Genomic DNA, 14,403 nt, shown 5'->3' with positions numbered 1-14,403 from the left:
TCTTTAAGTAAAATATCTTTTTTTAACTGCCGATAATAATTTGAATTTGATATAGCCATATATATTCTGTTGACAAGATAATTGCAATAATATATTTTTACCTTTCCAGGTATCATGTTATTTATCAATATATCTGGAATGAGGAGATCTATGCTTCCTGTCCCTTTCCAAATACTGGAACAATTTGAAATCTATTTTAAGAACCAAATAACCCCTAAAAATTTGCAATGGGCATATAAAAAATGGTTGCGCTATTATCTGGACTTTTGCGGTAAGTATAACTTACCTTCTGCGTATAAAGATAGTTTGCCTGAATTTATCAAGAAGCTGCATGAAAAGAAACAGAGCAAAGAGCAGCAAGATCAAGCAACAATTGCGGTAAAGCTGTATTATGAGATTATTAAGGCAAAAGAACCCACAGACAAGAAAATTGTAACCCAATCTATAAGTACTCCGAAATATTTTACTTCTAATGATGATAAAGCACTTTCTGTCCGTGAGTCTGCTGCCATGCCTGTGTGCACTTAGGGGACGTATGCAACTATTAAACTTGATTAAGTGTGTACTTAGGGGACGTATGCAACTATTAAACTTGATTAATGTTTGATGATATGTTATTTGGACTTCATGCCAAGAAAATCACGAATAGACGCTCCGGAAGCGCTGCATCATATCATTGTCAGGGGGAATTGACAGGCAAAAAATATTTGAAAATGATGAAGACCGTGACCATTTTCTAAGCCGGCTCGGTATTATACTGACTGAAACAAAAACGGATTGCTATGCATGGGCTTTGATACCCAACCATTTTCATTTACTGCTAAGAACCGGCAATGTTTCCATATCAACGACTATGAGACGGCTTCTGACCGGATATGCGCTTTGGTATAACCGCAGACATCACAGATATGGCCATCTGTTTCAGAACCGTTACAAATCTATTTTATGCCAGGAGGATGCTTACTTGTTGGAACTGGTGCGATACATCCATCTCAATCCGCTAAGAGCCGGACTTGTTCCTGATCTAAAGACGCTGGACAACCATCCATACAGCGGACATGGCGTTTTGATGGCAAAGGTAAACCGCGATTGGCAGAATACAGATAAGGTTTTAGAGCTTTTCAGTGAGAAATCCGGTACAGCAAGGCAAATATACCGGCGATTCGTTAATAAAGGAATTGACCAGGAGAAACGGACGGATCTGACAGGAGGAGGCCTTGTTCGTAGCGTGGGGGGGGATGGGCTGCGGTAAAGGCGCTTCGGGCGGCAAAGGTTTTTGAGAAAGGTGACGAGAGGATTTTGGGGAATGGAGATTTTGTTGAAAGCGTGCTTAAAACTGCTAACGAGCAAATGGAAAGAAAATATGATCTCCGCGCCCGAGGTTTTAGCTTAACCGATATAGCAGCCAGAGTTGCCGGAGTTTTGGGAGTTGAGCAGGAGAAGGTCTGGGATGCCGGAAGGCAGCGGGAAATTGTTCAGGCGCGCAGCCTTTTTTGCTATTGGGCAGTCAGAGAGCTGGGTGTAACGATGACATCGCTTTCCCGCCAATTGAATTTATCGGTAACAGCTATTGGCAAAGCAGTAATACGCGGTGAGAAACTCGCAAAGGCGAATAAATATTTGCTTATTAATAAATAAGTTTATAAGTTAACCACGTCCTATAAATACCCTAAATGTTAGGCGTTTCGTCGATACGAGAGGTTCATAGGCCAGAAATCAGGCAATTCGCTGGTTACATTTTTTGGGGAGAGAATCGTGGCTAAACTGACAAGCCCGCCAACATCCAGTAAGACACGCAAACCAAGAGTTTTGCAATCCGCTTTTGTTTCTGTTCTCGCGGTCGTTCTGCTTTCATGCTCGATTGCATCGGCGGATCCCCCGGCCCTTCAACATGCGGGCACATATACCGGCAGAGAGCCTGTGGCTGGCTGGCTCATGAGCGAAAAGCTCGACGGCATTCGCGGATACTGGACGGGAAAAGAGCTGGTTACCCGAAAAGGATACAGGATTCATGCACCCGGGTGGTTCACGAAGCACTTCCCTCCGTTTGCCCTGGATGGCGAGCTGTGGCGCGGGAGAAACGATTTTGCTTTTGTTCAGCGTACCGTGCTGGATGAAGTACCCTCGGAAAACTGGAAGGAAATCACCTACAACATTTTCGAGGCGCCGGAAGCCGCCGGCGATTTTCTATCCCGGCTCCAAAAAGCAACTACATGGTTCAAGGCCCACCCAGCGCCGCATGTCCGCACTATTAAGCAAACCCCGTGCAGGGGCCCGGATCACCTCGATGCCTTCCTTAAAAAAATCGAATCCCTTGGCGGCGAAGGCGTTATCATTAAGAATCCGGCGTTGCCATTTCATGCCGGCCGCAGCCCTCACATTTTAAAGGTTAAAAATTTCAGCGACATGGAAGGAACCGTGATTGCCCATACCCCCGGCAAAGGCAAATTCGAGGGCATGATGGGCAGTATCACCCTCCGGCTCGAAAACGGTATCGAGTTCAAGCTCGGCACCGGCTTTACAATCGCGGACCGCAAGCATCCGCCTCCTGTCGACGCCGTCGTCACCTTCAAATACCAAGATTTAACACCAAAGGACATTCCCCGTTTTGCTTCCTTTATGCGCGTCAGGAGGGATTGAGATGAATGCAAATCTGTTAGCCTTGAAAACCGCACAAGCGCATCTGTGGTGCTGTGCAAGTAAGTCGTACTGCGCGCTTGCCGGTTAAGATCGGGTTTTTAACTCTAAAAACATGCTTTTAAGCGATATTTAAATTCAACCAAATCATGATGCGGATAAACCGCATATGATTTTGTTGTGCTTCGGAAAGATAATAGCTTGAATGTGCGACTCGGCAAGTAGTAAGATGATAATGCAAAAACCAAAGCGTCATCGATCTTGGCAATTTCATCCTTTAACAGTTGAACTTCCTCCCTGAGCTGAGTAATAGCTTCCAAAAGTATCAAAACCAGCGGAGTTCGTTCAGCTTCGGGAATGTCGGATATTTTGGGAATTTGAACAGTCATTTTCTCTTTCTCAGAAATACTGTTTGCATTTTGGTTCAACTACCTGAAAATAATCAGGAACGCAACCAAATTCAGCCCAGTGGCAAAAATATGGTATGGATATTCAACCAATATGCAGAGTTTCTCTGCCTGAAGTTATTGAGAAGTTACCTTTATAGTTTCATGGAAATATTGAATTGAATTGCTGCAAAAGATTATCACAAACTTTGTAATGTTGCCAATACACATTATTTGTATAGAAGTAAAAATACAAGTTCATAAAATAAAAGCAACACCGCACACCAAATGGGTGATGCAAGGAATAAAGATCCGTCATATCGGGAAATGTTATACAGCCGATCCTGCTTATGGCGAAGGGCTATCATAGGCACCTGGCATTTCGAAAAGTGAAGTTATGAAATAGATTACAGACGGTCATTTAATAAAAAATGTTACACCGGCAATTATATTAAGCTATCTGAATTTTCTTAAAAATGCTGCAATTAAATGCCGTTGTAATAATATTTATAGGTTTTCGGATAATCTTATATATCTTTCTGCCTCATCATTACGACCTCTTTTTAAGCAGCCCTGGGTATAAACATGGCATTTTTTCTTTAATGTTTTTAATGCCGCTTTTTGCTGGTCTTTGGATAACAGATCGCTTTTAAGAAGTTTGTTTATTGACTGAATCCGGTATTTATCTAAAGAATGCATAGCGGAAAGCTGATCATCGTGACCGCCTCTTTTGACAATCAGAGGAGTGTCGATAAGTGCTATCGGATATTTGCAGTTTATTCTGAGCCACATATCATAGTCTTCGCATGCCAACAGCGTTTCATCGAAAAGGCCGACCATATCTAAAAGGCTTCTTTTCATCATAACGGCAGACGGGCTTACCATGCAAAGTTCCAGCGATTTTTCGAAAAACATACCCGATAACTTTTTATGTCTTTTACCCGGATTGACACGTTTACCTTTTCTTAGCCATATTTCTTCTGTCTGGCAAATAAATGTATCGGGATTATTATTGAAAAATTCAAACTGTGTTTCAAGTTTTCCCGGAAGCCACAGATCATCAGAATCAAGAAATGCTATATAATTTCCGGATGATGAAACTATCCCTTTGTTTCTTGCAGCACTTACCCCGAGGTTTTTTTGTTCTATTACTGTTATTTTGTTCCGGTAAGAAGAAAGTACTTCTCTTGTATTATCAGTTGACCCGTCATTTACCACGATAAGTTCAAAATCATCGAACTTTTGGGAAAGTACGGAATCTATGGCTTCTTTTATTGTCCATTCCCTGTTATAAGCAGGAATGATTACACTTATTGCATGATTATTTTTAATGGCATGTTGTGACAACTGATTATTCCTTCAGATATACGAATATGCAGGTATTGTATATAATTGGTTTGATAACTTACAATGACTAAAGACAAAATGCAATCGGACGTTCAATATAAATGATTTTACCAAGTTTATCCTAAAAAACTATTGTAACACTTATATTCTTTTGATATCAGCATAATATTTCGCTATACCAATATCGTGTTTTGTGACCTTGTTCCATATTTTAGCTGATGAATGAGTTTTATTGGTTCCGAGTTTCAGTTGTAATGGAGCCATATAATAGGTTGCATATTTTAAGTTGATACTGTAATAGGCCATATAATTGTTTTATATGAAATATTCACAAATATTAAAAGGTGGAAAAGATGGATGATACAAGAGAAAAAATCGAATTTGATGTACTGTTTGTGGGGGGTGGTCCGGCATCGCTGGCAGGAGCAATCAGGCTGATGCAGCTTGCTAAAAAGAATAACATCGAGCTGGAAGTGGCTCTTTTGGAAAAAGGAGCTGAAATCGGATCTCACGCACTAAGCGGAGCGGTTTTAAATCCGATTGCTTTAAATGAGCTTATTCCCGATTTTAAGGAGAAACAATGTCCGATTGAAACAGTAGTAAGAGGTGATGAGTTCGTTTTTCTCACTGAAGATTCTTCTATGCGTGTTCCCATAGTTCCAAAACAAATGCATAATACGGGCTTTTCTATAATAAGCCTGTCAAGATTCACGAGATGGCTTGGTGATATTGCTATGGAACTAGGCGTCAATATTTTTCCGGGCTTTGCCGGAAAAGAAGTATTATATGACAATAATGGAAAAACCATTGTGGGAGTGCGTACAGGGGATAAAGGACTTGATAAGGATGGCAAGCCAAAAGGTAATTTCGAGCAGGGAATTGATCTTATGGCGAAGGTAACCGTTTTCGGAGAAGGTGCCAGAGGAAGCCTGATGCAGGATATCTCTAAAAAACTCGACATCTTTTCAGGCAAAATGCCCCAGGTATATGAAACAGGTATAAAGGAAGTAATTCAGCTTCCGGAAAACAATTATTTTACCACCAGCGCGAGCAACGATATCCATACACTTGGCTATCCTCTTGGCATGAATACGCCGGGCGGAGGCTTTATATATCAAATGGGTGATAATAAAGTTGCAATAGGTTTTCTTATCGCACTTGCATATGAAGACGCCATGTTGGATATATATGATGAGTTTATGAAATTCAAAACTCATCCGTTCGTTGCAAATGTTATAAAAGATGGGAAAGTGATCGAGCAGGGCGCCCGTACAGTTTCAAATGGCGGTTATAATACAATGCCCAAGCTTTTTGTCAACGGTGCCCTTTTTGTCGGTGGATGTGCAGCTATCCAGAGTCCTCCTGCATTGAAAGGAATTCATGTTTCAATGAAATCAGGTATGCTGGCAGCAGAAGCAATTATAAAAGCCTTTCAGGAAAACAGTTTCAATGCTGAAGCATTAAGTGCTTATCAGACTTTATTTGATAAAAGCTGGCTTAAAGAAGAAATGTATGAGGGAAGAAATTTTGCTGCGGGCCTTGCAAAAAAAGGTATAACCAAGCTTATTCATCTTGGGTCCCAGTATATTACCAAAGGACGGGGTATTGTAGATAATTTAAGCACGGAAGAAGATTGTACAACGCTCAAACCTGTAGGCGCAAACGTTAAGGCTGATACAAAAAAGATTGCCTATGACGGTACATTGTTTGTTGATAAGCTGACGGGTGTATTTCTTTCAAAGGCTGCACACAGGGAAGACCAGCCGTGTCATATCATTGTGCATGACATGGATATATGCGTAAACGAGTGCTATCAAAAATATAAATCTCCCTGCACAAGGTTTTGTCCCGGTAGTGTATATGAAATGGAGTTGGACGAAAAATCCGGAAAACCTAAGCTTAAACTGAATTTTTCTAATTGCCTGCATTGCAAAACCTGCGATGTTAAAGATCCGTACAGAAATATTAAATGGACATGCCCTGAGGGAGGAGAAGGACCGGGTTACACAATAGTATAACCTGTAAAATAGCTAATTATTTGCCTTTTCTAAGCATATATCGGAAGCCATAGGTCCATAACAGCAGGGACAAATCCGGTTTATTGGTGAACCTGCGTATGAATTGAAACGACTGCGAAAGCAAAAATTTGTTGCTTTCGCAGTCAGTCTTTTTGGCTATAAAAATTATGGTTTCTCCGTTTTATAAATGGTGAAACTTTTATTCCGGAGTTTTTTTAATAAGATCAGGGTGGGTGGAAATAATCTGATCCAAACTTATATAAGCAAAATACAGCTCTTCAAATATTAATCTGATTATCAAGTATTTATTTGATATATATATCTTTTTCGTGCTATTTCCCAAAAATATAATCAGGATTGAATTTAATATGCCGGGTTATCATAATCCTGCCGGTTTCGTTTAAAACTTTATATTTAAGATGCGTAAACCCTGAAGGAATGAAACATACTTATTTGCCTTTTGAATTCTACATGGTGAAGTGTAATTTAAACGGATGGATTTTTGTAAAGCCGTTAAATTTTAAAAAGTTGTGACTTATTAACAAGTTGTCAAAAGATGCTTGACTGTTTATTATATCTGTCCTACTTATTGAATTTAACGGAGAAATATCATAACAGGGTTTTATAATAAAAAATCATAATAAGGAACAGTTGACTAATGTCATTTTCTATAGCACTTGCCGGAAAAGGCGGGACGGGTAAAACAACAATAAGTGGTCTGCTTGTCAAATATTTAACTTTAAAAGGAAAAATTCCTGTTCTTGCCGTTGATGCTGATTCAAACGCCAACTTAAATGAAGTTCTTGGCCTGAAGGTAATAGAAACTCTTGGAAATGCCAGAGAAGAGATGAAGAAAGGAGTAGTACCCGGTGGCATGACAAAGGATGTATTCATGTCAATGAAACTTGAAGAGGCTATTGTAGAGGCTTCAGGACATGATCTGGTCGTAATGGGCCAGCCGGAAGGAGCAGGTTGTTATTGTGCGGCCAACACTCTTTTGACCGGTTTTCTTGAGCGGCTTGTTGATAATTATCCATACATTGTTATTGATAATGAAGCGGGTATGGAACATATCAGCCGCCTTACCACAAAAAATGTGGATATACTTCTGATTGTTTCGGATACTTCAAGGCGCGGGCTTCAGGCGGCAATAAGGATCAGTGAACTTGCAAAACATCTTAATATCGGTGTCGGTCAAAGCTATATTATAATAAACCGCTGTAAAGAAGAACCATCTGATGAAATATTGAACATAATCAAGGATGCAGGAGTCCGGTTCGCCGGATCAATACCTGAAGATAAAACACTTTATGAATACGATTTAAATGGTTTGCCGACAATAGATATGCCGGTTGATAACAGCATGGTTAAGGCGGTTTTTGAAATATTTGACAGGATAATTAAATAACCTGCAATTGCCATTGATTAATATGACTGAGGATATTCCTTATAAAAACCTTTATATTTATTCTATTGAAGGACGGGTTAAACCTGATTTTAAAATATTTGGTTCCGACTTTATAGGCAATTGGGAAGAAGATAATTATTCATTTCTTTTCTTCAAAAACCCATCATATGGGAAGATTGAAATGCTTTTAGATAACCAGCCATATCTGATATTAATAGATAAATATGAAATGAGTTATGATGAGTGGCAGGGCAAATCTTCTTTTCCTCTTAATATCGGACGGTTCAACATAATTTCACCCTGGAATACATCTTGTGATACTGAAAGAAAAACCAAGATTATTATAGATCCGGGTGTGGTTTTCGGTACAGGAACTCATCCGACAACACATGACTGTATTGAAGCTCTTGAATTGGCTTTCGACGGTGAGCAAATCAAAACCGTTGTTGATCTGGGAACAGGAACCGGGTTGCTGTCGATAGTTGCAGCATACCTTGGCGACTGCAAAATTGTAGCTGTTGATATCAACTATCTTTCAGCTGAAACAGCAAAAAAAATATTTTACTGAATGCTATGGAAGACAGAATAATTCCGGTTCAGGGTTTAGCTCAGGATTTTATTGATTTGCCTGCGGATCTTCTTATTGCGAATATTCATTATGATATCGTGAAGCAACTTGTTCAGGCACAAGGATTTTTAAATAAAAAGTATTTTATTTTATCAGGGTTAATGAAAAATGAAGCAGAAAAAATAGAGGGTTATTTATCAAAACTTTCTGTTGAAATAATAAATAAATGGGAACATGCCGGCATCTGGAAAACCTTATTGGGAAGAACATTGCAATAAAGCCTCTTTTAAAGGGAAGGTTAAAACATGTATATTAAATGCTGGGGGTCAAGAGGTTCAATACCTGTCTCCGGTAAAGAATACCTTGTATATGGCGGAGATACAACGTGCGTTGAGATAGCTACTAAAAGCAATGATATTATTATAGTCGATGCAGGTACAGGTATCAGAAGGCTCGGCAATCATCTTATTGAAAATAACCTGTATAAATATAATTTTATATTTACTCACGCACACTGGGACCACCTGATGGGTTTCCCTTTCTTCAAACCGCTTTATTCAAAACGGGCTGAATTTTATATGCACAGATGCCCGTTTCACAGCAAATTTGTTGAAACAATACTTTCAAAAGTAATGGCTCCCCCTAATTTTCCTGTAAAATACTCAGATTTAAAAGCAAAAATTGTACATATTGATGCATGCCCGACCGAGTTTGAAATAGGCTCGGTTAAAATAATTCCTATTCCGATAAGCCATCCCAATAATGGAAGTGGATACAAGTTCATAGAAGACGGTAAAACATTTGTTTTTTTAACAGATAATGAGCTTGGTTTTGTTCATAGTGGCGGCCTTCCCATGAAATCTTATATAGATTTTTCCAAAGATGCCGATCTACTTATTCATGATGCGGAATATACTCCTAAAGAATATGAACGAAAGATCGAATGGGGGCATTCTGTGTATACCGATGTCCTTTCCTTGGCTTTTGAGGCAGGAGTTAAAAAACTTGGCCTTTTCCATCTGAATCAGGAACGAACCGATCGGGAAATGAATAAAATTGTTAAAATATGCAAGCATACCGCTGCTGAAAAAGGATACAATACAGAATTTTTAGGGGTAACATGTGATACAACTTATATTCTGTAAATTCAAGGTATTTTAATGCAAGAAGATACTATAGATGATAAAACAAATCCCGGAAATGGTCTTGATAACATTGATACAGTCGGGAGATATAAAATCATACGAAAGCTGGGGCAGGGGGGTTCCGGCGTAGTTTATATGGGGATTGATCCTTATATAAAAAGAATTGTAGCTATTAAGCTTTCCAGACTTAATACGGACAGGGAAAGAAGCCATTTTTTTGTTGAAGCACAATCTGCCGGACGTCTTAGTCATCCCAACATCGTTTCAATATATGACGCAGGCATATACAAAGATTATTGTTATATGGCTATTGAGTATATTAAAGGAGACACTCTTTATAAATACTGTAAGAAAGAGAACCTTCTTCCTGTAAACACAGCCCTTAAAATCATAATAAATGTCTGCAACGCCCTTGATTATGCTCATAAGCAGAAAGTCATACACCGAGATATTAAACCGACAAATATAATGATTGATTCCGTATTATTTCCAAAAATAACCGATTTCAGCATTGCCTATATTTCAGAAGCAACATTGGATATGGGACTGATGGGCACACCAAGATATATGTCACCCGAGCAATTGAAAGATTCAAAGGTTTCTGTTGTCAGTGATATTTTTTCTTTGGGATGTGTTCTTTATGAAATGCTTGCCGGAGTCAAGGCTTTTCCGGGAGATAATCATTTTTCCATAATGTATAAAATTAATAATGAAAATCCTGAATCTATATTGAAAATCAGACCCGGAATACCTAAAATTCTTGATAAAATAATACAAAAATCGCTTGCCAAGAATCCGGATGATCGTTACCAGAGTTGCATGGAGCTTGCCTATGACTTAAGAGTGGCTCAAAGGGGATTAACGGGAACGCCGGGTAATGAAAGAGTTAATGATATTATCCGGTTCATGAACCATCTTCCCTTTTTTAAAAGCTTTACAACAAACCATATGAAAGAGCTTCTTTCAGTCAGTAAAATAACAAAAGTCCGCAAAGGCAAAATAATTGTCAGCGAAGGTAAAATAGATGATACCTTTTATATAATCATGAGCGGAAAGGTAGCAATATTAAAAGATAATAAAACTATTTCAACCGTTGGCCAGGGAGAATGCTTCGGGGAAATGGCATATATAAGCGGTCGTGCCCGGACAGCTACAGTTGTGGCAGAAACCGATTGTATACTTCTGGTAATAAACGCAACTCTTCTTGATAATTCTTCGGATTCAATTCAACTGCTTTTTTTTAAGAATTTTGCTATAACCCTTGTAAACCGTTTTACCGGAGAACCTTGATAATTACTGTCCGCAAGTTTACTTTATTGATAAAGGCCGGAATAAAGGAGATAAATTAAGGCAAAATGATTAAGGTTGAATCGGCGGGAATTACTGATACCGGCAGGAAAAGAACAGGAAATGAAGATTCTTTTTTTATTGATGACCATATTTGTCTTTATTTAGTCGCAGACGGAATGGGAGGACATAATGCCGGAGAAGTAGCCAGCAAGCTTGTTGTGGAAACAGTAAAGAGGATGATGGATAGATATGTCGGTGGAGATACTGATAACATCAAGCCGATTCGGAGTGTTTCAATGCAGGCTTTATGGCTTATATCAAGCATATTTGAGGCCAACAAGCTGGCTTATGCACATTCCATAAAAGAATCGGCATGTAATGGAATGGGTTCAACAGTATCTGTTGCTTTTGTAGTATCTGATATGCTGGTTGCCTTAAATGTCGGAGACAGCCCGATTTATCTTATTCGTAATAATGAAATCAGCCTGCTTTCGGTACCGCATACAGCAATGGCCGAATATGCAGCTTTTGCTTCTGCCGATGCACCGCCGCTTTCGGAAAGATTCAGGCATACAATTACACGGGCTATAGGCATTAAAGATGAGGTGGAGCCTGACTTTTGTGAAATTAAAATATATGAAGGCGATCTGCTCGTTTTATGTTCCGACGGCCTTAGCGATAAAGTAAAGCCTGAAGAAATATCGGATATAGTGAAAAATAACTCTCCCTCAACCTCTTGCCGGATGCTGGTTGATCTTGCAAATGAGCGGGGAGGCGACGATAATATCACCTTGATTGTTCTGAAGATAACAGATGATCCGCAAACCGGTTCTGTAGCAACTCCTGCTGATAAGACTCAAAAGGATTTGGAATACGTTATAGTTGAATATGATACGGATGATATTTCAAACAGGGCTTTGGCTAAACATATTACTATAGATGGCCTTTTCATTGAGTCAGGCGATTTTTTTTCAATGGGACAAAATATGGTTCTTACCATTTCGGATTACAAAGGAGAAAAATCGTTAATGGTAAATGCAAAGGTTGTGGGTATAAAACCTTTTGGTGTAGAGCTTAAATTTGAAAAGCTTACACAAAAACAAAAAAAGGCTATTGAAATTTTTATAGACAAATAAGAAAATAGTTCATAAGCTCGTGAGTTCATAAGTTCTTGAATTCATAAGTTCTTGAGTTCGTGAGCTCATAAGTTGATGAGACGGGTAAGGAAGGCATGGAAAACCTGATCAAAAAAGCGGCGAAAGACCTTGCAAAATCAAAGAAAGTTGTTGTTCTGACCGGAGCCGGTGTATCCGTTGAAAGCGGCATTCCTCCTTTCAGGGGTAAAGGCGGCATATGGGAGAAAATAGATCCCATGGAATTTGCGCATATTGACTCATTTATGAGAGATCCTGCTAAAGTTTGGAATATTCTTATAAGGGAGATGAAAGATGTTATAGAAAAGGCCAAACCTAATAATGCACACATAGGCCTTGCAAGACTTGAAGAACTTGGAATACTAAAGTCAGTAATAACACAGAATGTTGACGGGCTTCATCAGCTTGCCGGGAATACCGATGTTATTGAATTTCATGGCACTTTTGCTTTCCAAAGGTGCCTTAAGTGTGAAAAAAAGATCGAAACATCCAAAGTTTGCCTTGATGAGATTCCACCCAAATGTGAATGTGGAGGAATCTTAAGACCGGACTGTGTGCTATTTGGAGAAATGATACCGCCAGAGCACCTGTTTCGTTCGGGAAAAATCTCCCGTGAATGCGAGGTCATGCTGGTAGTCGGAACTTCTGCCGTTGTTTATCCGGCTTCAATCATACCTGTAGATGCAAAGGAATCAGGAGCAAAGATAATTGAAATAAATCCTGAAAAAACACCGCTTACTGAAAATATCAGCGATTATATTATAATGGGCAATGCCGGAGAAGTATTAAAAGAAATAGTATCCGAAGTGGAACTTCTTCTGTAACGCAAGACTATGACTGAATCTACCAATAGCTGGATTAAAGAAATAGAAGTACCTTTTCCATCCCTTAGCGATAATACGGCAGATGCGGAGCGTTTTGAAAAGACTCTTGAAACCGCTTTAAATATCCAATCGGTTGATATGGATATTTATCTGCTGGCAAAGCTTCCTGAACTTATCCGGAAAAACAATTTTAAGCTGCGTTGCGTTCTGTTTAAAGATCACAAGAGATGGCATCTTGCCGGAATAACCGGTAAGCATACAGATACTGCTGCGGGCCTTGCAATTGATCTTGGCACAACCACCGTTGTGTTAAGATTGTTAGACCTGTCGGATGGCCAAACCCTTGCAGAGAGTTCATTTCCCAATCCCCAGATATCAGTCGGACCGGATGTTCTTACAAGGATACATTTTGCGGAAAAAGAAAACGGGCTTGAAACTCTAAAGAATTTAATTGTAAACGGTATCAACAGCGCTGTTGAAAAGCTTTGCAAAACATGCAACATCAAGCCTTCAGATATTTATCTTGTTTCAGTTGCAGGCAATACTGCCATGACTCATCTTTTGCTTGGACTTAACACGCACTATCTTATCAGAGAACCATATATTCCTGTCATAAACAGACCCGGATGCCAAAAGGCCAGAGAGCTGGGAATAAAAGCAAATGAGTCCGCCAAAGTATTTGTATTTCCAAACACCGGAAGCTATTTCGGAGGAGATCTTATAGCCGGGATCTTATATTCAGGTATTAACCGAAGTGAAAATACTTCCATTCTGGTTGATGTGGGTACAAATGCAGAAGTGGTGCTTGGCAATAAAAACTGGCTTGTTGCATGTGCCGGAGCTGCCGGGCCTGCTCTTGAAGGCGGTGTAACTAAGATGGCTATGGTAGCAGGACCCGGAGTAATAGACAGACTCTCTTACGATCATAAAACGCAGAATTTTAATGTTCATACAATAGAAGATCTTCCTCCTGTTGGAATTTGCGGATCAGGCCTGATTGATCTTGCAGCATCTCTTTTTCTTTCCGGCATGATCGATATCAGAGGAAAATTTATTAAGGATGTATGCAAAAATAGATTATTGGATAATGACGGATTCAGAAGCTTTGTTGTGATATTTGCAGAAGACTCTGCCAAAGGAGAAGATCTGACTATAAGTCAGGCTGATCTTGACAGTCTTATAAGATCCAAGGCCGCCATGTATACTATACTCGAAACTATAGCATCTTATGTTGGGATTTTGCTTTCCGATCTGGTTACATTTTATGTGGCGGGCACTTTTGGCTCTCTTATCGATGCGCGTTCCGCCATAACAATCGGAATGCTGCCTGATCTTGCCGAAAGTACTTACAAGCCGATAGGAAACAGCTCTCTTGAAGGAGCTTCAATGATTCTTAAAGACTGCAAATTAATGGATGAGATTGATGCAATCAGAAACAGCATCACTTATGTTGAATTGAATGTAAACCAGGATTTCATGAACCGTTTTTCCGCCGCCAAATTTATTCCCCATACCAATCTTTCGCTGTTTCCATCGGTTAAATTAAATTTCCACAAAACATCTCCTTAACATTATCTTTTTATAATCATCAGGCATAACATCCAATACTGACACAAACAGCTCTTT

The 14,403-nt window shown here is 39.4% G+C and carries 13 protein-coding genes and 1 pseudogene; 12 read left to right on the top strand and 2 right to left on the bottom strand.

Annotated features, from left to right (window positions below):
* Positions 1 to 150: 150 nt before the first annotated feature.
* From VXK47_RS18800 to VXK47_RS18785, 4 genes are all read left to right on the top strand, one after another.
* Positions 151 to 528: a hypothetical protein gene (locus VXK47_RS18800; protein ID WP_435550322.1), complete on the top strand. Its 378-nt coding sequence runs from the start codon at positions 151 to 153 to the stop codon at positions 526 to 528.
* Between the two features lie 148 nt (positions 529 to 676).
* Positions 677 to 1,252, top strand: coding sequence for a transposase (locus VXK47_RS18795; RefSeq protein WP_435550321.1), 576 nt, complete (start codon positions 677 to 679; stop codon positions 1,250 to 1,252).
* A 47-nt stretch (positions 1,253 to 1,299) separates the two neighbouring features.
* On the top strand, positions 1,300 to 1,638 hold the full coding sequence (locus VXK47_RS18790; RefSeq protein ID WP_435550320.1) for a hypothetical protein: 339 nt from the start codon (positions 1,300 to 1,302) through the stop codon (positions 1,636 to 1,638).
* A 117-nt stretch (positions 1,639 to 1,755) separates the two neighbouring features.
* Complete coding sequence (locus VXK47_RS18785; protein WP_435550319.1) at positions 1,756 to 2,640, top strand: DNA ligase; 885 nt, start codon at positions 1,756 to 1,758, stop codon at positions 2,638 to 2,640.
* 104 nt (positions 2,641 to 2,744) lie between these two features.
* Here VXK47_RS18785 and VXK47_RS18780 read toward each other — a convergent pair whose 3' ends face one another.
* A complete protein-coding gene (locus tag VXK47_RS18780; protein WP_435550318.1) occupies positions 2,745 to 3,026 on the bottom strand; it encodes a hypothetical protein in 282 nt (93 codons plus the stop codon).
* A gap of 504 nt (positions 3,027 to 3,530) precedes the next feature.
* Positions 3,531 to 4,370, bottom strand: a complete 840-nt coding sequence (locus VXK47_RS18775; protein WP_435550317.1) for a glycosyltransferase family 2 protein — start codon at positions 4,368 to 4,370, stop codon at positions 3,531 to 3,533.
* A 353-nt stretch (positions 4,371 to 4,723) separates the two neighbouring features.
* Here VXK47_RS18775 and VXK47_RS18770 point away from each other — a divergent pair, with 353 nt between their 5' ends.
* The 8 genes and pseudogenes from VXK47_RS18770 (at position 4,724) to VXK47_RS18735 (ending at position 14,346) form a co-directional block, all read left to right on the top strand.
* Positions 4,724 to 6,388, top strand: coding sequence for an electron transfer flavoprotein-ubiquinone oxidoreductase (locus VXK47_RS18770; RefSeq protein WP_435550316.1), 1,665 nt, complete (start codon positions 4,724 to 4,726; stop codon positions 6,386 to 6,388).
* A 658-nt stretch (positions 6,389 to 7,046) separates the two neighbouring features.
* Complete coding sequence (locus tag VXK47_RS18765) at positions 7,047 to 7,796, top strand: AAA family ATPase (protein ID WP_435550315.1); 750 nt, start codon at positions 7,047 to 7,049, stop codon at positions 7,794 to 7,796.
* 22 nt (positions 7,797 to 7,818) lie between these two features.
* Positions 7,819 to 8,642, top strand: a pseudogene (locus VXK47_RS18760) (50S ribosomal protein L11 methyltransferase).
* A gap of 27 nt (positions 8,643 to 8,669) precedes the next feature.
* A complete protein-coding gene (locus tag VXK47_RS18755) occupies positions 8,670 to 9,509 on the top strand; it encodes an MBL fold metallo-hydrolase (RefSeq protein WP_435550314.1) in 840 nt (279 codons plus the stop codon).
* 15 nt (positions 9,510 to 9,524) lie between these two features.
* Positions 9,525 to 10,799, top strand: a complete 1,275-nt coding sequence (locus VXK47_RS18750; protein WP_435550313.1) for a serine/threonine-protein kinase — start codon at positions 9,525 to 9,527, stop codon at positions 10,797 to 10,799.
* Positions 10,800 to 10,864: 65 nt separating this feature from the next.
* Entirely contained in the window at positions 10,865 to 11,935 is a 1,071-nt protein-coding gene (locus tag VXK47_RS18745; RefSeq protein WP_435550312.1) for a PP2C family protein-serine/threonine phosphatase, read from the top strand.
* 95 nt (positions 11,936 to 12,030) lie between these two features.
* The gene (locus VXK47_RS18740; RefSeq protein ID WP_435550311.1) at positions 12,031 to 12,777 is read left to right on the top strand and encodes an SIR2 family NAD-dependent protein deacylase; all 747 of its coding nucleotides are present in this window, start codon (positions 12,031 to 12,033) and stop codon (positions 12,775 to 12,777) included.
* A gap of 9 nt (positions 12,778 to 12,786) precedes the next feature.
* Positions 12,787 to 14,346, top strand: a complete 1,560-nt coding sequence (locus tag VXK47_RS18735) for an ASKHA domain-containing protein (protein WP_435550310.1) — start codon at positions 12,787 to 12,789, stop codon at positions 14,344 to 14,346.
* Positions 14,347 to 14,403 lie beyond the last annotated feature (57 nt).

This window comes from Desulfobacterium sp. N47, assembly GCF_051233685.1.
Classification (GTDB): domain Bacteria; phylum Desulfobacterota; class Desulfobacteria; order Desulfobacterales; family RPRI01; genus RPRI01.
This window is presented reverse-complemented; position numbering and strand designations above follow the sequence as displayed.

Coding starts and splice junctions, on each gene's coding strand:
- VXK47_RS18800 (WP_435550322.1), top strand. CDS start 151: ATGCTTCCTGTCCCTTTCCAAATACTGGAACAATTTGAAATCTATTTT.
- VXK47_RS18780 (WP_435550318.1), bottom strand. CDS start 3,026: ATGACTGTTCAAATTCCCAAAATATCCGACATTCCCGAAGCTGAACGA.
- VXK47_RS18770 (WP_435550316.1), top strand. CDS start 4,724: ATGGATGATACAAGAGAAAAAATCGAATTTGATGTACTGTTTGTGGGG.
- VXK47_RS18765 (WP_435550315.1), top strand. CDS start 7,047: ATGTCATTTTCTATAGCACTTGCCGGAAAAGGCGGGACGGGTAAAACA.
- VXK47_RS18755 (WP_435550314.1), top strand. CDS start 8,670: ATGTATATTAAATGCTGGGGGTCAAGAGGTTCAATACCTGTCTCCGGT.
- VXK47_RS18750 (WP_435550313.1), top strand. CDS start 9,525: ATGCAAGAAGATACTATAGATGATAAAACAAATCCCGGAAATGGTCTT.
- VXK47_RS18745 (WP_435550312.1), top strand. CDS start 10,865: ATGATTAAGGTTGAATCGGCGGGAATTACTGATACCGGCAGGAAAAGA.
- VXK47_RS18740 (WP_435550311.1), top strand. CDS start 12,031: ATGGAAAACCTGATCAAAAAAGCGGCGAAAGACCTTGCAAAATCAAAG.
- VXK47_RS18735 (WP_435550310.1), top strand. CDS start 12,787: ATGACTGAATCTACCAATAGCTGGATTAAAGAAATAGAAGTACCTTTT.